Genomic DNA, 20,513 nt, shown 5'->3' on the forward strand with positions numbered 1-20,513 from the left:
ACCTATTTGTTGTGGATAGTCGGCGGCATGCTCGTAGGGGGGCTGTGTGTGGCGTATCTGGAATGGAAGCGTAGACGAAGCAATGCGCGGCGGCGTTCTGAACGTCTCGGTCGGCGGCGCAAGGGACGATCAAAGAAAAGGCCATGATCTATTGAAGGCCTGCCGCTGGAATCTGCGCCGCGTCACAGAAAATTCATCAAAAAGGCGAAGTCGGGACAGCGTATCGGCCGGTGCGTGAGCATTGATGTAGCGATCCGATCGGTCACGTAGCGTGATGCTCACGAGTAGGAAAGAGCAAGCTTATCTGCCGATAGTAGACGCACTGTTCGCGAGGTAAATGGATGCGACGGTTGTCGTCAGCGTTGCAGGCTTTCATGACGACTACAAGGCGGTCGGTCTACGTGTAGCGGCCGCGCTGTCAGTGGGTATCAAGCGCGCGTGCGGTACGCCGGGAAGGGCGCCTGTCCGAGCGTCCTGAGCGGCTTTCATTAACATTTGTGCAACGTGGTGTCCCCAAACTCGCCGCAAAGTTTTTGGGGAGAATCACCACTATGTTGAACACGAAAGCGCTTGGCGCTCTGATTACGACTTGTCTGGTAGCGGGTTGCTCCAGCGACAGTGACAAGACCAGTACAACGCCACCTCCGTCCGAAGCTCCGACGAAGAATGTTCTCTTCTTCCTCGGGGATGGAATGGGGATCACCACTCTCACCGCGGCACGCATCTACAAAGTCGGTGAGGACGGCAACCTGACAATCGACCAACTACCTGAAACCGCGTTCGTGCACACGTACTCGAACGATGCTCAGGTCACCGACAGCGCACCGTCGATGGCGGCCTATATGACCGGCGTGAAGATGAACAATGAAGTCATCTCCATGAGCGCGGATACGAAGGCGACGGACGCCAGCGGAAAGCCGTATCACACCAACTTCGATGCGACGTGTCCGAGCGGCAATGGCACGCCGGTGGAAACCCTGCTCGAGATGATGAAGGGCAAGGGATATGGAACCGGCGTCGTCACGAGCACGCGTGTTACCCATGCGACACCCGCGACGACGTATGCGCACGTCTGTCATCGCGACGCAGAGAACACGATCGCGGCTGCGTTGGTGCCGGGGGGCGTCGGGTATAACGCCAAGCTTGGCGACGGTATCGACGTTATCTTCGGTGGCGGTACTGACTACTTCATCCCCAAGGAAGACGGCGGGAAGCGCAACGACAAGCGGAATCTGGTCAACGAACTCAAGTCGAAGTATTCGTTCGCGGGCAACCGTACCGAGTTCGACAAACTTCCTGTCGACGGCAGCAGAATCGCCGGCCTTTTTACCAAGAGCCATATGGCGTATGACCTCGATCGCGACGCAGCCAAAGAGCCCAGCTTGGGCGACATGACAGCCAAAGCGATCGATGTCCTTTCCGCGAAAAAGAAGGGGTTCTTTCTGATGGTGGAAGGCGGTCGGATCGACCATGCGTTGCACGCCACCAATGCCCGGCGTGCGCTGCAGGATACGGTCGCGTTCGACGATGCGATCAAGGTTGCGTTGGACAAAATGCAGCAGGTGGATCCTGGCTTGAAGAACACCTTGTTGGTGGTGACGGCAGATCACGACCATACGTTGCAGATGAACGGCTATGCCGCGCGGACAGGAAAGACCGAGCCGGGCAGTCCGGGCGTGCTGGGCCTGGTGAAGAATTATGTTGGAGCCGCCGTGCCTAGCACGGATGTCGATGGCAACCCTTACACCATCATTGGATTCGGCAATGGCCCCCGGCGTCTCGACACACGCGGGCCGATCGATGCGACGGAACTGGAGGACAAGAACTTCCGCCAGGAAGCCGTGATTCCGATGGATCCGGGCAGCGATTCCGAGACGCACGGCGGAGCTGATGTGTTCCTCGGCGCGCAAGGAGCAGGAGCCGAACAATTCTCTGGCGCACTCCTGAATACCGACGTGTTCGGTCTCATTCGCAAGGCGATCGATCTGTAGGGCGGCCGCCAAGCTTGATCATTGACGAACACAAAGGAAATATCACATGACTATCAAATTGAAGCGTGCGCGCCTGGCTGCACTCGTGGTAACGGCCCTCACGACGGGCTCGGCCCAGGCGGCGGGTGAGGCCAAGAACATCATCTTCTTTCTAGGCGACGGGATGGGGCCGGTAACGGTGACCGCGGCGCGCATCTACAAGGGTGAGAAGCAGCTCGCGGCCAAACCCGGATCCTTGATCACCTCGGAGCGGGCGGAGTTGGCCATGCAGTCGCTTTCCCAGGCTGCACGGATCAAGACGTACTCGCTGGACGGGCAGACCACAGACAGCGCGCCGTCGATGGCGGCGTACATGACCGGCGTCAAAATGCGGAACGAGGTCATCTCCATGTCGGCCGAGACCACTGCTGTCGACGCTTCCGGCGCGCAGTACGTCACGGGGGAAGACTCGCGATGCCCTGCGAGCAACGGCACCCCGGCAGAGACTCTGCTTGAACTGGCGAAGGCTAACGGCCGATCTGTTGGCGCGGTGTCCACCACACGAGTGGGTCATGCCACACCGGCCACCACCTATGCGCATGTTTGCAACCGGAATGCCTACAACACCATTGCCGAGCAATCGACGCCTGGGCATGCCCGCTACAACACCAAACTGCTCGATGGGATCGATGTACTCATGGGCGGGGGGCAACGCAATTACCTTCCACGCTCGGTCAACCCGAGCAGCCGTCGAACGGACGACGTCAATCTGGTCTCGATGTTCCAGGCGAAGGGTTACGCGTACGTAGACAGTGGCACCAGTCTGCGTTCGTTGAACACGGCGGGAACGACAAAGCTGCTGGGGCTGTTCTCGCAAAGCGAAATGGCATACGAGCTGGACCGAGTGAAGCCGGCCTTGGGATACGACCAGCCTAGCCTGGGCGAGATGACGCAAAAGGCGCTGGAGGTATTGAGCAAGAACAGCAAGGGATTCTTCTTGATGGTAGAGGGTGGACGCATCGATCACGCTTTGCACGGTACCAATGCCAAGCGCGCGCTCGAAGACACGCTGGCGTTCGATCAGGCTATCCAAACGGCGTTGGACTTCATGAATCAGAAAGACCCAGGGCTGGCCAACACATTGGTGGTTGTGACGGCGGACCATGATCATGCGATGGCATTCAACGGCTATCCTAAGATCGGGAACCCGATCCTGGGAACCGTCAAGGGCTATGGCGACGGTAGCACCGCGCTTGCAGCGGACGGGAAGCCTTATACGACTCTCGTCTTCGGAAATGGCGGCCGACCGAACAGCAGTGCATCGAGCCAAGTCAATGCCGAGGACGGCAACAAGCGCTGGATTGCTCCCGCGCGTGGTGCATCGCGCGAGGATTTGACGGGTGTCAACACACAGGACGACAACTACCTGCAGGAAGTGGGAATCGTGTTGGGCACACCTGGGGCAGAGACACACGGCGGCGGCGACGTGATGCTGTTTGCCGGAGGCGCGGGTGCGAAGATATTCAAGGGCACGATCGATAACACGAAAGTTTTCGGCAAAGTCCGAGAGGCGGCGGGTCTGTGATGGTTGGGCAGGAGTCACCGATGAAGTGGTTGGCGTGGGTCCTGCTCGTCCTTGCACCGATGGGGGCGTCCGCACAGGATACCCCAGCGCCCGATCTGAACCTGAAGGTTCAGCGTCAGAGTACGACTATCGGGCGCGATGGTGTGCAAAGGGAGAGCCGATACACAGATCGGGTATACCGCCGCTCAGGCATGGTTTGGACTGAACGCGATTTCCCGGCGGCGCTCGGGGCATCTGACACCCATGGCCATGAAGCGCGTCAGCAGGGCGAGCATGCCGGTCATGCGCACTCGAGCACCGTTGGTTCGCCGGTATGGGTGCAGCAAGCGGCGGATGGAAAAATCGAGGTCCGGATGGTGTGGCGCCAACAGCGCAAGGTTCTGGCTATCGACGAGGCACACTATGGCAATGTCGGCTACGGCGGGTCGTGGAATGTGGCGTACTGGCTGGTCGATCCGGGTAGCCTGGCCCGTATGGAGAAGGCGGGACCGGTGAGCGGTGGCGTACAACGTTACCGCTTGAGGCAAGGAGAGTCATCGATCACCGTCGACTGGGACGTAGCCGCGCAGTACGCGCGTCAGATCGAGAGCCGTGGGCCGCATGGATTGACCGTCAGTCGTATGACGGCGGTCTCGGTCCCCGCACCCAAGGTCCTGCCCTGGAAAGCGATCGAGGGCTATGAACAAGGCGACTACTCGGATCTCCTCGATTAGCCAGTCGAATGAGGAGGAGGTTTACCGCGGCCGCAATGCGGCCGCGCCCAGCGCCAGCATTTCCAGGCAGGTCAGGGTCGAGCTGCACAGGGGGCTGCCGTTGGCGCGTGCGTCGGGCAGAACGATTGTTTCTGCGCAGGCCCGCGTCAGCACGTGGCGCGGCTGCTCCGTCATGATGATCGTTGGAATGCCCAGTCTGATTGCTTCGTTCATGGCGGCAGCCAACTCTCGATGGCTGCTATCTCGAATGGCAAGTATCAGGGCGTCGCCAGCAGCCAGCATGATGAGCTCGTCCTCCAGTGCCGGCCCTGTCCCGATGATCGGATAAGCGGGTATTCCGTGTCGGACGAAGAGCCAGGCGCCGTATTGCGCCATGATGGCTGAAGCGCCACGCCCCATGATGCCGATTCGCTTGGCGTTTGTGAGTAGGGCGGTAGAGCGCGCGAGTGCCAGCCGGGTCGAAGGCTGTGCAAGTCGGCGCAACGATTGCTGGGACTCATCCAACACATAGTCCACTACGCGGTCGACATCCGCGCGCGTGGTGAGCAGTCCTGTGTCTACCGTTTGGTCAGGGTTGTTGTGCCCGATGGCTGAGGCTTGAAGCTCCAATTTCAGATAGGGAAGTCCTTCGTAGCCGAGTTTTTGAATGGTACGTATGACGGTAGCATCCGAGACACCCGCAAGACGTGCAATCTCCTCAGCGGAAGCGTTCAGCAGCGCGCCCGGGTGGTCGGCCATGAAATCGCACACTCGCTGCATACTGGGAGTGAGGTCGGGTCCGCGAAGGCGTATGCGCTCCTTGAGCTTGCAATTTGCCGTTTCGCCTTCAGGCTGCCGCTTGAGCTTGTCAGAGGTGGATGTCACAAAGAAAGATTAGAAAATTTTGGGGCAGGGCGGCACTCACTGATCCGAGAGGCGAGTGAGGTCTTCAACGATGAACCAGGGACAATTGCGATTGTGGGCGGCCAGTACTCTGACAACGTCCCGTCGGTACAGACTCGTCGGCTCCGGGAACAGATAGATGGATCGCGTCCAGCTCGATGAACCGGCGCGGCTAGTTGGAGCGTTCTCGAATGCAACCTCGTCATCCAATTGAAGGCGGATCCATTGCAGAATGCCGACGCATTTGCCATCTCCGGTGACCGGTATGTCGAATATCTTGGTCTCGCCCGGCCAGGAGGCCTGGCTTTGGAAATCGAAAGAGAATGCGGCGAGGGGGTCGCTAAGCAGCTGGACGGGCAAGTCTTCGCGAACCAGAGGTTGACGTTTTGGAACGATGGCATTGAAGGCGCGAAGATCGAATTCGCAGACGTCGGCCACAAACAGGTTGTCGCACAGCGCGTCTCCTCCTACTAGCGCGATCATGATGTTCGCCGATTGTGGGATGACCTGCGTCTGTGGCGACAGCAGCCGGCGCTTCGCATCCTCGATGCTGCTCAGAACGTGTTCGCCTAGTAGTTCACTGGAAAAAATCTCGGAGACAAAGACGTCGGGGGAGCGAGGAAGGTGTTCTCCAACTACCATTTCCTGGGAGTGCTTGGGGACCACTTGCACGGTTGCGCTGTATCCGTTGCTTCGTATGACCTCGGTCGCCGCCTGCGCGACGATCTGGTCCGCTTCGCAGGTCACCACCGTTTCGGCACCGTACCTGGCGGCCATCATGGCAAGCAGGCCGGATCCGGTACCGATCTCGAAGACCACGGAGCCCGGCCTCACTGCTCGGTTCAAGGCGTTTTGGTAAGCGCGGTTGCGGGCGACATCGTTCATCATTGGGACGTGCCACAGCGGAACGGTGCGTAGTGCCAGATCGGCTAGCGCCCGATGGGCGGGGATGAACGTCGGAGACGCGTCCAGCGCGGCGCGATAGTGGGATCGTGCTTCGTCGACGTTGTCTTTTTGCTCCAGAAGCGTGCCGAGGTTGTAGTGCGACTGAGCGCTACCCGGCATATGGCGGGCAGCGCTTCGATACGAAGCAATGGCTTCATCGACACGGTGTTGGCGCTGCAACAGCCAAGCCAGATTGTGGTGGGCCATGGCAAGCCCGGGGTCTAGCGATAGCGCGGTGCGCAGACTGTGCTCGGCGTCCGAATACTGGCCGCTCTCGTGCTGCGCGAGACCGAGATTGCTCCAGTTGTGGGCAGAGTCAGGAGCCAGGTCGAGGGCCTCGGAGTAGCTGCGTATCGCGTCGTCCAGGCGGCCCACAGAGCTGTACGCGCTGCCGAGATTGGCGTGAACGTGGGGAAGACGAGGTGCTGCTGCCAGTGCTGCTTCGTAGATGGCGATGGCGTCATCGAAGCGGCCACTGCTGTGAAGAATAGTTGCGCGACGGAAATATGCCTCTGCAACAACCGTACTGTGAGGGTTCGCGCCCGTGGCGAGACAGCACTGCTTGCTCTTTCTCCCACTACCGCATGGGCAGGGAGCATTACGACCCGTCGCTTGCATACTTGCCATCGTGCTTTATCAGGCGACAGACATTACCTGTTCGACGATAACGGCTGGCTTGCGATCGAATGACAATTTTGTAATCAGCGCGGCAGCAACGTTGTCATCCGATTCCAGGCGGCGAGTCGAAACTGACCGCGCCGCCTGGATTGCCTTGCCTAGTTGGCATACAGCTCTTGCATACGCCGCTTTTCGTCTGCGCTGATGTTACGCAGCTCTTCCCGAACCTGTTCACGGGTCTTGCCTTGCGTTGGCTTCTGGCTCAAGCTAGCAGCCTGAGGGGTGCCGCTCAGCGCCGAGCGCTGCGGTTGAGCATCGTGATTCGCCGCGAAGAAGAAGCGTTCGTTATAGACATCATCGTGATAGGCCGAGTTGGCGAGTGCAATGCCGGGGGCGGCGATGACGAGCGTAGCGATGAGTGCGGTGATCGAGCGGTTCATGGTGAAACTCCTGTTGTGGTGGTCTGTAGGAGTCACTTTAGGCGTGATGCGCCGACGCGCCGCTGGCCGAATGATGACAATTTTGCAATCTGAGGGTGGCGTGACTCCTTGTCTTCCGAGCAAGTCGCTGATGGCTCGCGTGACTGCGGTCGTCGTCATTCTCCTACTGCTGGCGCGAGGTGTCTTGGGCTCTGTCGCTGGGCTTTGCGAGCACGATATCCGCGAGGCGACCCATCAGCGTCACCATCTTGGTCATCACGTCGACAACCACACGGTTACCGAGGCATCGCCTTCGTCGGTCGGGCACGAATGCAGCTTGTGCCATGCGGTGTCAGCTGCTGCCTTGATCGGTCCAATTGCTCCGGTTGCCAGTCTGCCACTCGTTTTCATCCCATATCCTCTGCTGTTCCCCAGCTACCGTTCCGTTGATCTTCCAGCGCCGGAACGCCCCAAGTGGCGTTGAGCCTGCTTGCGTTTCGGCGGTGAGCTCTGCTCGCCTTCTTTAACGCCGTGTGGGCGTTCTCCTCGTTCCAGCAACGTTCGACCTCTCCCGGCCTCTGACCTGGAGCGTGCGTTTGCGCGGATCGTCAGCGATGCGAGACCTTGACTACACGGCCTGCTTGGGCTCGATCAAATGGTCAATTCATGGCAGCTTCGTGCCGCGCGGAGCATGGCGCGCCGTCGGGATGGGGCGATATTGCCTCCGGTGTCTACCGAACTGCTCTACCTTCTTTTGAGTGTGTACTTCGCGTTGTGGGCGAATCAGGTTTTCTGGGAGAAGTTCCTCGAAGCCGCAGGTTTGAGCCTGACGGCAGCGCCGCGAGTCACCGTAGGCCTTTTCGTGGTGTTGGTGGGGGTGCACTGGCTACTTATGCTGTGCTTTGTCCCTCGGATTCTTGCTAAGCCAGTGGGAATCTCATTGTTGATCGTTACGCCCTTCGCGGTTTATTTCATGCGTGAATTCGGCGTGTACTTCGACAAGTCGATGCTCCGGAACGTCGTAGAAACCGACACCAGGGAGGCCCGCGAACTACTGGGAAATATCATCCTCTGGCTTCAGGTGTGTCTGTACGGCGTTGTCCCCGCAGCGGTCTTCGCTTTGTGGCCACAGTCGCCGGCGCGGGGTACTGCATTGGCCCTCTTTCACCGTGCGGGTTGGGCCGTAGCGTGTGTTGTGATCGTCGGGTTGGCGATGTGGTCGATCTCCGCCATTGCGGTCCCGGTCTTTCGCGACAAGAGGGAGTTGCGCTACCTGGTGACGCCGGCAAACTATCTCGTCTCGGTTGCGAGAGTGCTGGGCGAGCAAACCTACGAGCCCGAGGTATTGGAGCCGATTGCCAGCGACGCCATCCGTGGGGAAGCGGCAAGCAATCGCCGTCCGCGCGTGTTTGTCGTGATCGTGGGCGAGACGGTTCGAGCGGCGAATTGGGGATTGAACGGCTATCGGCGTCAGACCACGCCTCAGTTGCAGAGGCGGGATGTTTATAATTTTCCGGATGTCGAGAGTTGTGGCACGAGCACCGCGGTTTCTCTGCCATGCATGTTCTCGCTTTCCGGTAGACGCCAGCACGACGAGGCTGTCATCCGTCGAAGCGAATCCGTGCTCCATGTCCTGCAGCGGACAGGTGTCGATACGCTTTGGCGAGACAACCAGTCAGGCTGCAAAGGTGTGTGCAGAGGACTCCCTTTCGAATCCATGGCCAGTCTTGGCGCATGTCCTGCGGGCTTGTGTTACGACGAGAGCCTGCTGGATGGGCTTGTTGATCGCATTGGCTCGTCGCAGCGCGACTTCGTCGTGGTGCTGCATATGATGGGTAATCACGGCCCTCGCTACTATTTGCGATATCCACCGGCATTTCAGCGCTGGGCGCCCGTGTGTACTACAGCCAATCTGGCGCAGTGCTCGAGGGAATCCATCGTCAACGCCTATGACAACGGTGTGGCCTACGCCGACCATGTCGTGGCGAGAGCGATCGACATGTTGGTAAACCTGGACAGTCACGATGCCGGATTGCTATTTGTCTCTGATCACGGAGAGTCGCTCGGCGAGAACAATGTCTATCTTCACGGGCTGCCCCACCTGATTGCGCCGGCGTTTCAGAAAAAGGTGCCGCAAGTGCTGTGGCTGTCTCCAGCCTTGAAGAAAAGCCTGAATGTGGATATGGCGTGCCTGGACGGGATCAGCAGACAGCCGACTTCACACGACAGTCTGTCGCATCTCCTGCTAGGCATGATGAACATCAAGACTGAGCGCTACGAGCCAAGCCTTGATTTCCTCGGAGGATGTTCGAAGCGCTGACAAAAGCGCTCAGGCTTGTCGATAAGCAAGAAGACGCAAGGCATTGACGACAACCAACAGCGTGGACCCTTCGTGGACCGCCACTGCCGCGCCGATTCCCAAGCCCATGATCGTTGCCGGCACAAGGATTGCGACGATACCCAGGCTCACGAATACATTCTGGCGAATGACTGACTTGGTGTGGCGGCTGAGGCCCACGGCGAACGGAAGGGTTCTCAGATTGTCAGACATGAGCGCCACGTCCGCCGTTTCCAAGGCAACATCCGAGCCCGCTGCGCCCATGGCGATGCCTACCGTGGCATTTGCCATGGCCGGTGCATCGTTGACGCCGTCGCCTACCATGGCAACCTTGGTCTGCTCGCGGATCTTGCGTATTGCTTCGACTTTGTCCTCGGGCATCAGGTTGCCCCAGGCTTCGTCCAGCCCGACGTCTTTCGCTACCGCCTGGGCCACGTTCGTGTGGTCGCCGGAGATCATGATCATGCGGGTAATGCCGAGTTCGCGCAGTTGCTGCAATGTCTCGCGCGCGCCCTCGCGCGGCGTATCGAGCAATCCAACAGCACCCAGGTCCCGGGAACCTTTGCGGACGGCCATGCTCGTTCTGCCCGCCTCACGGAGCTGATCGATGGCATTCCGCGTTGACGCACCGAGGGCGGGTACGTCCAGTGCACCAAACATTTCCGCTTTGCCGATCCATACCGGTTCTCCATCCAGCTCGGCGGATACGCCGCGTCCGATCAGGTTCTCTAGCTTGCTCGCGACGGGAAGGTCGCGGCCACCCAAGCGCTCCCGGCCATCTCGCGCGATCGCTGCCGCAAGGGGGTGGTCGCTCAAGGATTCGACGGCGACGGCAACTGACAGCAACTCGTCTTCGCTGACTCCCTCGGCCGGAAGCACATCCGTGATTCGTGGTCGTCCCTCGGTCAGGGTCCCTGTTTTGTCGAAGGCCATGGCATTGAGCGAACCCAACTCCTCCAATGGTGCACCGCCTTTGATGAGTATGCCCCCGCGGGCAGCGCGCGCGATGCCAGAAAGGACCGCGCTGGGTGTGGCAATCGCCAACGCGCATGGGCTGGCAGCCACCAGAACGGCCATGGCACGGTAGAAGCTATCGCGGAAGGGCTCGTCGACAACGACCCAGGCGAATAGCAGGATAAAGGCGAGCAGTAGAACGGCCGGAACGAAAACTCGCTCGAACTTGTCCGTGAACCGCTGGGTGGGGGATTTTCGAGTTTCCGCCTCGCTGACCATCTTGACGACGCGAGCAAGCGCGGAGTCGCCAGACTTGCGCGTCACTTCTATTTCTATGGCGCCTCCCCCGTTTATCGTTCCTGCGAAAACGCGGGATGCGGCATCGACCGTGTCCGGCTTGGCACGCGCAAGTGTCGCGTCCGGGACTGGGCGTTTGTCGACGGGAATGCTCTCACCAGTCACTGGTGCCTGATTGACGCTCGAGTAGCCCATTAGCAAGAAGCCGTCGGCAGGAAGCCGTTCGTTCGGTCGAACCAGTACATTGTCTCCGATGACGAGGTCTTCCACCCGGATTTCCTCGGTGCGTCCAAGGCGTCGAACGGTGGCGGTATCGGGAGCCAGTTCGGCCAGCGCCTCGATCGCACGCTTTGCTCGGCCCATGGCGTAGTGCTCCAGCGCATGCCCGAGGCTGAACAGAAATAGCAGGAGGGCACCTTCCGCCCACGACCCCAGGGCTGCCGCACCCGCGGCAGCGACCAGCATCAGCGTATCGATCTCGAATCGCTTCAGCCGAAGGTTGTCGATGGCCTCGCGCAGTGTGTAAAACCCGCCGAGTAGATATGCGAGGATGTAGCAGGCTAAAGGAAGCCACGAAGGAGTGTTCGTAGAGAACTTCTCAATGGCGACACCGAGCCCCATCATCGCACCGCAGCTCAATGCAAAGATCATCTCCGTGTTTGGACCGAGCAGGCCGCCGTGTTCGTGCTTGTGGTCGCCGCCTTCCTCGTCGGTACCGTGCTGATGTCCTGGGGACCCGTGTCCTGCAGGGCGGGCAGACGGATTCTCCTTTCGCGTGATTCCCATCTGCGACATGGTGTCGAGGAGGTGTTGTTCGGAGGTCGCTTCACGGTCGAACTCGACCAGCACTTCTCCGCTCGCACTGGCTGACGCTTCGATGACGCCCGGTACAGTGCGAAGGCGCTCTGACAGCGTGTCTGCCCGTCGCTGGTGGCTGATGCCGTCGACCTGCCATTGGACGTGTCCAAATCGAGCGCTGATGCCGGCACCGGCAGCGCGTACGAGTTCCCGGATCCTGGATAGCGGCAAGACAGCGGCATCGTAGTGAATGCACAACTGAGCGGGTGCGGATCCCTGCGCTGACTTGACGTGTGCTTTTTCCACCCCGGCACGAGCCTGAAGCTCATTGATGAGGCGCTGTACGCAAGCGTCAGCCTCGCTAAGAATGTTCGGCAGAACCAGGGGAATATCAAGGCTGAGCTTGTCCGTCATGTCTTGGCGCCTCGGTAGTGAGATGACGCCAGTATAGGGAGGTGAGAGCGGTTTGATGAGGGTTTGATATTCGTCGCCGATAATGAGGCAAAATCGAAACCTGTCCGCGTTCGCACTGTCCTCCAGCATGAAAGATTTTCTGCTCTCGCTTCACGCCCGCTTGCCTCGATGGGCGGATAACTGGTTAGATGCGCTGGTCGTCGCGTTTCAGATCGGTGCCATCGTTTTCGCGGCCTGGGTGGTCGCGCGACTCGCACGCCACCTGGTTGCGAGACTGACCGCTACCTATGCTTTGCCCGCAAAGGTGGCGCTTCTGTCGCGCCGCGTGTTGGCATTCATCGTCTACGGCGGTGCACTCTTATGGTCGTTGGAGCGCCTAGGCGTGTCCGGAATGGCGTTGTGGGCCGCTTTTACGGGCTTCGCCACGGTGGCCGCCGTGGCGTTCTTCGCCGCCTGGAGCGTTCTTTCGAACTTGTTTTGTGCGCTGCTGATTTTTACAACTCGTACGTTTCGGGCGGGAGACCTGGTGGAATTGCTCGAGTCGGGGGACAAGCCGGGTTTGCGTGGACGAGTGGTAGATATCAACTTGGTGTACACCACTTTGCTGGAAAGCGGAGACCAGACCAACGGCACAACGCTTCAGCTACCCAACAGTCTGTTTTTCCAGCGGGCATTGCGCCGTTGGCATGGCGCTGCCGAGGCGGGGAACCCTCCTGCCATAGAGATCCACCGCTCTGGTCCGTGACCGTTGCAGCAGGGACACGGCAGTGTCCCCAAACAGTTGTTGACCCTGTAGCTGCTTCAGGGTTTTAAATGGCTTTCAGCGAGTTAGTCCGCTCGTTGAAATTCGTTGATGCAGCGCGGAAAATGACAGAAATGTCATCAAACTGTTTGTCAGTTGCGTTGCCGGTCTCCAGTAAACTTGCAGCCATGCGCCGACTATTCGTCCTCCTTCTTATTCTGCTAGTGCCCTTCCAGGCTACCTGGGCGGTATCGGCACGATATTGCGAGCACGAGGCCGAGCAGGTGGTGTCTTCCCACTTCGGACATCACAAGCATGTTCATATGGGCGAGGATGTCGAGCAGGCTGACGGTGGCTGGTCGCACGCGGATTGCATGGTGTGCCACCTGGTTGCCAGCCACGCGGTTTTCCCCGTCTTGTCTCTTGCCCCGGCTGGATCTGTCACGGTCGCATTGACCGCTCCTGCCAACTGGTTGCCTCTATCGGGTCCAGTGTCTCAACCTGAACGGCCACAGTGGCCGCCTCTCGTCTAGTTACTCGGCGAGACGTTCCTCCTTTTTCCTGTCTCGCCGAATTTCCCGACATTGTTTCAGGTGAAATTCGATGCGATCCTTAGTACTGTGGTTGGCGCTGGTCGCCAACCCCATCGTGCCTGCCTTGGCACAACCATTCTCCAGTGCGCCTCCTGCCGTTGCTGCCGAGCCCGCAGCTCCGCTGACGCTCGATGTCGCGCTCGCACTGAGCGCCAGTCAGAACGCAGCCTTGCAGGCCGCGGCGAAAGAAGTCGATGCGCTCGACGGCAGCATTACGCAGGCAGGGCTGTTACCCAACCCCGAGCTATCCCTCAGTATGGAGGATACGCGCAGGGAGACGCGGACTACCGCTGCACAGATCGGCATTCCGATCGAGCTGGGTGGTAAGCGGACGGCCCGAGTGGTGGCTGCTCAGCGGGCTCAGAACGTTGCCGTCGCGAATCTGACGTTGGCCCGCGCCAACGTTCGTGCGGCGACAGTCGGCGCCTTTTTCGAGGTGCTGATTGCGCAGGAAGGTGTGGAGTTGGCGCAAGCTTCCTATGGTGTTGCGCAGAAGGCGACCGACATTGCCAAGCGCCGCGTGGCGTCCGGCAAGGTGCCGCCGTTGGAAGAGACCCGCGCCACTGTCGAACAGGGCAACGCCGAACTTGCATTGACTGACGCGCGGGCTCGTCTCGAGGGGGCGCGTCGATTCCTGGTCGCGCTCTGGGGTGGCAGCGAGCCGGCATTTATCCGTGCGGTTGGCGATCTCGAGCAATTGCCGGATCGTGGACCCGTTGATGTGCTGTTGAGAGACCTGGGTAGCGCGCCCGAGCTTGTTGCTGGAAGGCTGGAGATCGAGCGTCGAAAGGCGGTAGTCGATGTGGAGCGTTCCAAGCAATATCCCGACGTGACGATATCGGCCGGTAGTCAGCGGAGCAACGATCTTGGCAGGAATCAGACGCTGATCGGCGTGTCGATCCCGTTGCCGTTCTTCAACCGGAACCAAGGCAATCTCTACGAGGCCAAGGTGCGGGCTGACCAAGCGCAGGACCAGTACCGCTCTGTCGAGATAGCGATGCGCAACGAGCTTTCCCAGGCGGCAATTCGTCTGTCGCAGGCAAGAGCCGGAGCGCAGATGTTGCGGAATACCTTGCTTCCAGGGGCTCAGCAGGCCTACGACGTCGCGACGAAGGGATTCGAAGCAGGCAAGTTCAGCTTTATCGATGTGCTCGACGCTCAGCGCACCTTGTTCCAGTCTCGAATTCGCTATCTGACCACACTGGCCGATTCCTATCAGGCTGCCATCGTTATCGACCGAGTGCTCGGTCGCTAAGGAACGTATATGTCGATCACCAAGAAACAGACCATCGTCGCGGCAGCCATCGTGGCTGCAGGCGGACTCGCCATGTTCGGAATTTTCTATCCGTGGGGCTCCCATGACGCTGGCGATGGCCACGGCCACGGGCAAGAGGGCGAGAAGAGTGCCGAGTCTAAAGAGGAGGGCCATGACGATGAAGGCGTCATCAAACTCACGGCAGAGCAAATCACTCAGAGCGATATTCAGGTCGCGATCGCCGCGCCGGGCACGGTGGCGTCTTCCACGCGCTTTCCTGGAGAGATCCGATTCAATGCCGATCGGCTGGCGCATGTCGTGCCGCGCGTGGCAGGCATTGTCGAAGCTGTCTCCGCCGATCTGGGGCAGACGGTCAAAGGTGGGCAAGTCCTGGCCACGATCGTAAGCGCGAATCTGTCTGATTTGCGGAGTGCGCTGACTACTGCCCAGCGGCGCGCAGAGCTCGCCGATCAAACCTACAAGCGCGAGGAGCGTCTGTGGAATGAAAAGGTCTCGGCCGAGCAAGAGTTTCTTCAGGCAAAGACTGCCCGTGAAGAGGCCAGCATCGCAGTCCAGAACGCCCGTCAGAAGCTGGCGGCTGTCGGCGCCGGCGCTGCGGCTTCCGGCCTGAATCAATACGCGCTGAGAGCGCCTTTCGAGGGTGTCGTCATCGCCAAGCACATGACCTTGGGCGAAGCGGTCAACGAAACAGACCAAGCGTTCACCATTGCCGATCTGCGAACTGTCTGGGCTGAGTTTATCGTTGCGCCCAAGGATCTGCCGGTAGTCGCGGTAGGCGAGAAAGTCCGCATTTCGACCAGCGCCTTCTCGCAGACGACTGAAGGAACCGTAGGTTACGTCGGGCCTTTGATAGGGGATCAGACCAGGACCGCTACCGCCAGGGTAACGCTGGAGAATCCGGGGTCGCTGTGGCGTCCCGGGCTGTTTATTACGGCCGAAGTCATGGCGAAGCCGCAACCCGTGGCTATCGCTGTGCCAGCGACCGCGATTCAAACTGTCGATAACTCAAGCACGATTTTCCTCGCCGTTCCTGAAGGCTTCAAGGCTCAAAAGGTGCAGACCGGACGCACGGACGGTACCTCTGTCGAGGTGACGGGAGGATTGGAGCCGGGGCAGCGATATGCGGCCACGAATACTTTCACGCTCAAGGCTGAGCTCGGAAAGAGCGAGGCGGAACACGCCCACTGAACGTCGCCAAGATTGTAAGGCGTTGAACGTACCTCCAGGCTCTTTCAGGAAGAATCATGTTTGAGAAAATTATTCGTTTTGCCATCGAACAGCGATGGCTGGTCATGCTCGCCGTCATCGGGCTGATCGGTGTTGGTGCCTACAACTACACGCGTCTGTCCATCGATGCCGTGCCTGACATTACCAACGTTCAGGTGCAGATCAACACGGCCGCTTCGGGATACTCGCCGCTGGAGACCGAACAGCGCATCACCTTCCCGGTCGAAACTGCCATGGCGGGGTTGCCGAATCTCGAGCAGACACGCTCCTTGTCTCGCTACGGTCTGTCTCAGGTCACGGTGATCTTTAAAGACGGAACTGACATCTACTTCGCCCGTCAACTGGTCAACCAACGTATCCAGGAGGCTGCGGCGTCTTTGCCAGCCGGTGTCACTCCGACGATGGGGCCGATTTCCACCGGCCTGGGCGAGATCTACATGTGGACGGTGGAGGCTGAGCCCGGTGCTAAGAAGGCTGACGGATCCGAGTACACACTGACGGATCTGCGAGAGGTCCAGGACTGGATCATCCGTCCGCAGTTGCGAACCGTGCCTGGAGTAACCGAGATCAACACGATCGGTGGCTACGACAAAGAGTATGTCGTGTCACCCAATCTCGAAAGGCTCGCGGCTTACGGGCTGACCCTCGCCAATGTGGTCGCCGCCCTCGAGACCAACAACGTCAACGTGGGCGCAGGCTATATCGAGCGAGGAGGGGAGCAATACCTCGTCCGCGCACCTGGCCAGGTCGCCTCGATCGAGGATATTCGCGACATTATCGTCAGTAGCGTGGGCGGGCAGCCCATTCGTGTCCGAGACCTGGGGGAGGTGGGCATCGGCAAGGAACTGCGTACCGGCGCCGCCACCGAGAACGGTCGTGAAGTCGTTCTGGGTACTGTGTTCATGCTGATCGGCGAGAACAGTCGCTCGGTCGCTCAGGCTGTCAACGTGCGCCTGGCCAGCATCAACAAAACACTTCCGCCCGGCGTTAAGGCGATTACCGTTTACGATCGCACCACGCTTGTCGACAAGGCGATTGCCACCGTCAAGAAGAACCTGGTCGAGGGAGCCGCGCTCGTTATTGTTGTGCTGTTTCTGTTCCTCGGCAACATACGCGCGGCGCTAATCACCGCGATGGTGATTCCCCTGTCGATGCTGTTCACCTTTACAGGGATGGTAACTTACAAGGTCAGCGCCAACTTGATGAGTCTCGGGGCGCTCGATTTCGGGATTATCGTGGACGGTGCGGTCGTGATTGTCGAGAACTGCGTTCGTCGGCTGGCCCACGCGCAAGCGAGTCAGGGGCGGTTGCTGACGAGGTCGGAGCGCTTCCGCGAGGTGTTCGAGGCCGCGCGCGAAGCGCGTCGACCGCTAATATTCGGCCAGTTGATCATCATGATCGTGTACCTGCCCATCTTCGCGCTCAGCGGCGTGGAAGGGAAGATGTTCCATCCGATGGCGATCACCGTGGTGTTGGCGCTGCTGGGAGCGATGATTCTGTCGATCACCTTCGTCCCCGCCGCGGTCGCTCTGGTTTTGAACAAGAAGGTGGAAGAGAAGGAAAACCGCCTGATGTCGTGGGCTCGTCGTGGCTACGAGCCGATGCTGTCGTGGACGCAAGCCAACCCGTTGATCGTGCTTGTATTCGCCGGCGTTGCCATCGTGCTTTCCATGGCCTTGACCACGAAGCTAGGCGCGGAGTTCATCCCGAACCTGAACGAAGGGGACATCGCTGTTCAAGCGTTGCGTGTGCCGGGTACCAGTCTGACCCAGTCAGTGGCTATGCAGCAACTGCTCGAGAAGAATATCAAGAAGGTTCCCGAGGTTGACCGGGTTTTTGCACGCGTGGGGACAGCCGAGGTCGCCGCCGACCCGATGCCTCCGAACGCGGCGGATACCTACATCATCATGAAGCCGCTCGCGGACTGGCCAAAGCCGAAGCGATCTCATGACCAAGTGCTCGCAGCTATTCAGGAAATTGTTGCGCAGGTGCCTGGCAACAACTATGAGTTCACGCAGCCAATCCAGATGCGGTTCAATGAGTTGATCTCGGGGGTACGATCGGACGTAGCGGTCAAGATATTCGGGGATGACATGGCGCAGCTCGAGCGTTCGGCGGCGGAGGTCGTTGGTGTGCTGTCCAAGGTCGCTGGCTCCGAATCGGTAAAGGCAGAGCAAACGACAGGTCTTCCGATGTTGACGATTTCGGTCGACAGGCAGAAGGCGGCCCGGTATGGCGTCAGTATGGTGGAAGTTCAGGAAACAATCGCTACTGCAGTAGGCGGGCGCGAAGCAGGCATTTTCTTCCAGGGCGATCGTCGATTCGACGTTCTGGTACGTCTGCCTGATGAGGTGCGCAGTGACATTGAAACACTGAAGCGCCTTCCTGTCGCGCTGCCCAAGAGCGGCGATGCGCGCACCGCATTTGTTCCGTTGTCGGAACTGGCGCTGTTTGATCTGTCGCCGGGGCCCAACCAGATCAGTCGCGAAGACGGAAAGCGACGCATCGTGGTCAGCGCCAATGTCCGAGGTCGGGATCTCACTTCGTTCGTGACCGAGGCTCAAGATCGAATCGAGGCTTCTGTTCGCTTGCCTGCAGGGTACTGGTCGACGTGGGGCGGGACGTTCGAGCAACTGCAATCCGCGACGGCTAGATTGCAGATTGTGGTGCCGGTCGCTCTGTTGTTGGTGTTTGTCCTGCTGTTCGCGATGTTCAGGAACGTCAAGGACGGGCTCATCGTATTTACCGGCATCCCTTTCGCGCTCACCGGAGGCATCCTGTCCTTGTGGCTGAGAGGAATACCGTTGTCGATTTCCGCCGCTGTTGGCTTTATCGCGCTGTCAGGCGTGGCGGTGCTCAATGGCCTGGTGATGCTGTCCTTCATCCGCTCGTTGCGTGCTGAAGGCGCGACGCTCGATGACGCGGTTCATACCGGGGCCTTGACTAGACTGAGGCCGGTGTTGATGACGGCACTGGTCGCTTCGCTCGGCTTTGTGCCGATGGCATTGGCGACGGGAACCGGCGCCGAAGTCCAGCGCCCGTTGGCGACGGTAGTGATTGGAGGCATCGTTTCTTCAACTGCGCTGACGCTGTTGGTGCTGCCGTTGCTGTACCGGCTGGTACATCGAAATGAGCGTGATGGGGATCGTGCCGATGCGGCTAATCAGGAGGTGATGGCCTAGGCAGGGCTATGTGTGTAGTACGCCTCGGCGGCTTGCCTCCGAGGCGGAATATTGCTTGATTGCCGAAACATGACGCCGGGATCTCTTTGACGAATTCTTGATAATTCGTTGATCTTGATTTGGTGTAGCTCTCGCTACACTCCCCGGATCCGAATATATCGAACAGGAGGTTCTCTGCTGAGAACTTGGATCTGCGCGCACTCGCGTTTGACGAGCAGCTACCTGGTAGGCGCGGCTGGCGCCACAGGTGTGCATTGGCTGACGATGTTTTTATTAGTTGTTTGTTCGGTCAACCCCGTCGTCGCCACTTCCATTGGCGCTGTGGCGGGAGCCTTCGTCAACTTCGTATGGCAGCGCACGGTAACTTTTGCCAGCACTGGCGCCGCTTCAACGCATGCACTGCATTACGCCTTATTAGTGTGTGCCAGCTGGTCGTTTAATTCAACGATTTTCAAATGGGTACTCGACAATTTGCCGACGAATGTTGCCTCGGCGCAACTCCTAACTACCGCGCTCGTAGCCGTTTTCAACTTCTTGATGACGAGATGGATTCTACGGTCATGAGCAGTGTGTCTTCGCCTGCCGCTGTGCCGACGCCGCCTGTGCTGACGATCATCATTCCGGTATTTAACGAACTCGCCGTGCTGCCGGTCTGCCTTGCTCGACTCCGGAGCGTACTCGAGGTGCTCGCGGTCTCGTATGAGCTTCTGTTTGTCGACGATGGCAGCAAGGACGGAACCGCCGCCTATCTGGACCGAACAGCCATGGCGCTGGGGGCTATGCGAGTCATCCATCTATCGCGCAACTTCGGCAAAGAGGCCGCGATGACCGCTGGGCTCGACCATGCTCATGGCGAGGCGGTAATCATTCTGGACGCTGATCTGCAAGATCCTCCGGAACTGATCCCCGACATGGTCAAAGCCTGGAAGGAGGGGGCAGATGTCGTGGTTATGCGTCGTCGGACGCGAATGGGAGATACATGGCTCAAGCGGGTGTCGGCGCATATCTACTACCGAATCCTGAACCGGTTGAGCGAGGTTGAAATACCTCCCGATACTGGTGACTTCCGGTTGCTGAGCCGACGTGCTGTCGTCGCGATGCGAAAAATCCCGGAGCGGGGTCGCTACATGAAGGGACTGTTTGCATGGATAGGCATGCCGACAACCACCATTCTGTACGACCGCGCGCCACGGGTCGCCGGCCGCAGCAAGTGGGGCCTGCACAATCTTGCCAAGCTTGGCTTCGACGGCATCACGTCGTTCTCGCTCAGTCCGCTTCGCATTGCTTCGATCACCGGCACCATCATTCTGGCAATCGGCTGTGCACTTGGGCTGCTGGTTGTCGCCCGTATTCTCCTATACGACGAATCGATGTCAGTGCCTCTTGCACTCGTTGCGCTGGTGACTTTCCTGGCTGGACTTCAGCTCTCCACGATCGGGGTGCTCGGTGCATACGTGGGCAGAATCCATACCGAAATCAAGCAGCGCCCCGTCTATCTGGTGCAGGACATCGTCGAGAGACAAACAGATACGCAGCCGTCGCCACGTCCGAATTGAAGCC

14 protein-coding genes are annotated in these 20,513 nt (G+C 59.4%); 10 read left to right on the plus strand and 4 right to left on the minus strand.

Going from position 1 to position 20,513, the window contains the following annotated elements; all coding sequences use genetic code 11:
• Positions 1–551 precede the first annotated feature (551 nt).
• Genes EV675_RS13090 through EV675_RS13100 form a run of 3 tightly spaced genes read left to right on the plus strand, consistent with a single transcriptional unit; the run spans position 552 to position 4,268 of the window.
• Positions 552–1,991, plus strand: coding sequence for an alkaline phosphatase (locus EV675_RS13090; RefSeq protein ID WP_130357644.1), 1,440 nt, complete (start codon positions 552–554; stop codon positions 1,989–1,991).
• Positions 1,992–2,037: 46 nt separating this feature from the next.
• Positions 2,038–3,555, plus strand: a complete 1,518-nt coding sequence (locus EV675_RS13095; protein WP_130357645.1) for an alkaline phosphatase — start codon at positions 2,038–2,040, stop codon at positions 3,553–3,555.
• A gap of 20 nt (positions 3,556–3,575) precedes the next feature.
• A complete protein-coding gene (locus EV675_RS13100; RefSeq protein WP_130357646.1) occupies positions 3,576–4,268 on the plus strand; it encodes a hypothetical protein in 693 nt (230 codons plus the stop codon).
• Positions 4,269–4,289: 21 nt separating this feature from the next.
• Here EV675_RS13100 and EV675_RS13105 read toward each other — a convergent pair whose 3' ends face one another.
• From EV675_RS13105 to EV675_RS29710, 3 genes are all read right to left on the minus strand, one after another.
• Complete coding sequence (locus EV675_RS13105) at positions 4,290–5,132, minus strand: MurR/RpiR family transcriptional regulator (protein ID WP_130357647.1); 843 nt, start codon at positions 5,130–5,132, stop codon at positions 4,290–4,292.
• Positions 5,133–5,168: 36 nt separating this feature from the next.
• A complete protein-coding gene (locus EV675_RS13110; RefSeq protein ID WP_165404572.1) occupies positions 5,169–6,713 on the minus strand; it encodes a tetratricopeptide repeat protein in 1,545 nt (514 codons plus the stop codon).
• A 158-nt stretch (positions 6,714–6,871) separates the two neighbouring features.
• A complete protein-coding gene (locus EV675_RS29710) occupies positions 6,872–7,153 on the minus strand; it encodes a DUF4148 domain-containing protein (RefSeq protein WP_165404573.1) in 282 nt (93 codons plus the stop codon).
• 706 nt (positions 7,154–7,859) lie between these two features.
• On the opposite strand from EV675_RS29710, the gene EV675_RS13120 reads away from it, so the two are divergent.
• Positions 7,860–9,452 (plus strand): phosphoethanolamine transferase, encoded by a 1,593-nt coding sequence (locus EV675_RS13120; RefSeq protein ID WP_165404574.1) that lies wholly within the window; start codon positions 7,860–7,862, stop codon positions 9,450–9,452.
• Positions 9,453–9,461: 9 nt separating this feature from the next.
• On the opposite strand, the gene EV675_RS13125 is transcribed toward EV675_RS13120, so the two are convergent.
• A complete protein-coding gene (locus EV675_RS13125) occupies positions 9,462–11,933 on the minus strand; it encodes a heavy metal translocating P-type ATPase (protein ID WP_130357651.1) in 2,472 nt (823 codons plus the stop codon).
• A 127-nt stretch (positions 11,934–12,060) separates the two neighbouring features.
• Between EV675_RS13125 and EV675_RS13130 the strand changes: the two genes are divergently transcribed.
• The 6 genes from EV675_RS13130 (at position 12,061) to EV675_RS13155 (ending at position 20,509) form a co-directional block, all read left to right on the plus strand.
• Positions 12,061–12,678, plus strand: coding sequence for a mechanosensitive ion channel family protein (locus EV675_RS13130; protein WP_207221949.1), 618 nt, complete (start codon positions 12,061–12,063; stop codon positions 12,676–12,678).
• A gap of 600 nt (positions 12,679–13,278) precedes the next feature.
• Positions 13,279–14,523, plus strand: a complete 1,245-nt coding sequence (locus EV675_RS13135) for a TolC family protein (protein WP_130357652.1) — start codon at positions 13,279–13,281, stop codon at positions 14,521–14,523.
• A gap of 9 nt (positions 14,524–14,532) precedes the next feature.
• Complete coding sequence (locus EV675_RS13140; protein ID WP_130357653.1) at positions 14,533–15,732, plus strand: efflux RND transporter periplasmic adaptor subunit; 1,200 nt, start codon at positions 14,533–14,535, stop codon at positions 15,730–15,732.
• Between the two features lie 56 nt (positions 15,733–15,788).
• A complete protein-coding gene (locus tag EV675_RS13145; RefSeq protein WP_130357654.1) occupies positions 15,789–18,953 on the plus strand; it encodes an efflux RND transporter permease subunit in 3,165 nt (1,054 codons plus the stop codon).
• A 264-nt stretch (positions 18,954–19,217) separates the two neighbouring features.
• Positions 19,218–19,517, plus strand: a complete 300-nt coding sequence (locus EV675_RS30280; RefSeq protein WP_423213227.1) for a GtrA family protein — start codon at positions 19,218–19,220, stop codon at positions 19,515–19,517.
• Complete coding sequence (locus tag EV675_RS13155) at positions 19,409–20,509, plus strand: glycosyltransferase family 2 protein (RefSeq protein ID WP_242621401.1); 1,101 nt, start codon at positions 19,409–19,411, stop codon at positions 20,507–20,509. The genes EV675_RS30280 and EV675_RS13155 overlap by 109 nt, the downstream gene beginning before the upstream one ends.
• The last annotated feature ends 4 nt before the right edge of the window (positions 20,510–20,513 follow it).

It is taken from the genome of Pigmentiphaga kullae, assembly GCF_004216695.1.
Classification (GTDB): Bacteria; Pseudomonadota; Gammaproteobacteria; order Burkholderiales; family Burkholderiaceae_B; genus Pigmentiphaga; species Pigmentiphaga kullae.